This is a genomic window from Marinobacter profundi, from assembly GCF_002744715.1.
In the GTDB taxonomy this organism is placed as follows: domain Bacteria; phylum Pseudomonadota; class Gammaproteobacteria; order Pseudomonadales; family Oleiphilaceae; genus Marinobacter; species Marinobacter profundi.
The window spans coordinates 1-381 of the sequence record NZ_KZ319396.1 but is presented as its reverse complement, the minus strand read 5'-3'; the positions used below and the strand labels follow the sequence as shown (position 1 = coordinate 381).

At 53.8% G+C, this 381-nt stretch carries 2 protein-coding genes; both read right to left on the bottom strand.

The features are described from left to right. Nucleotides 1-261 (bottom strand): HigA family addiction module antitoxin (locus CLH61_RS18265; protein WP_099616120.1); only part of this gene is annotated, 261 nt, incomplete at its 3' end. A gap of 10 nt (nucleotides 262-271) precedes the next feature. Then, on the bottom strand, nucleotides 272-381 hold a 110-nt coding region (locus tag CLH61_RS18260; RefSeq protein ID WP_099616121.1), incomplete at its 5' end, for a type II toxin-antitoxin system RelE/ParE family toxin.

Here is a 381-nt window from a genome sequence, read left to right as displayed (position 1 = left end):
CTGATCCTCCAGGGCATCTTTGGCAATCTCAGTGTCGTAGGCTGCCTGAGCGCGCAACCAGTAGCCGTTAGACAAGCCAAAGAAACGACAGAGTCGCAGGTCCGTGTCTGCGGTAATCGAACGCTTTCCCGCGATGATCTGGCCTATTCTCTGAGCAGGCACTCCAATTTCTTTGGCCAGGCGGTATTGAGAAATGCCCATCGGCTCCAGAAAATCTTCTTTGAGCAACTCGCCTGGCGTGACAGCATCAATGTTGCGCATGAGCCTCCTCCTAATGGTAATCAACAATTTCGACATCTTCCGCGCCAGCCCTGGTCCAGCGGAAGCAAACCCGGAACTGTTTGTTGATTCGAATGCTGTGCTGGCCTTGGCGGTCACCAT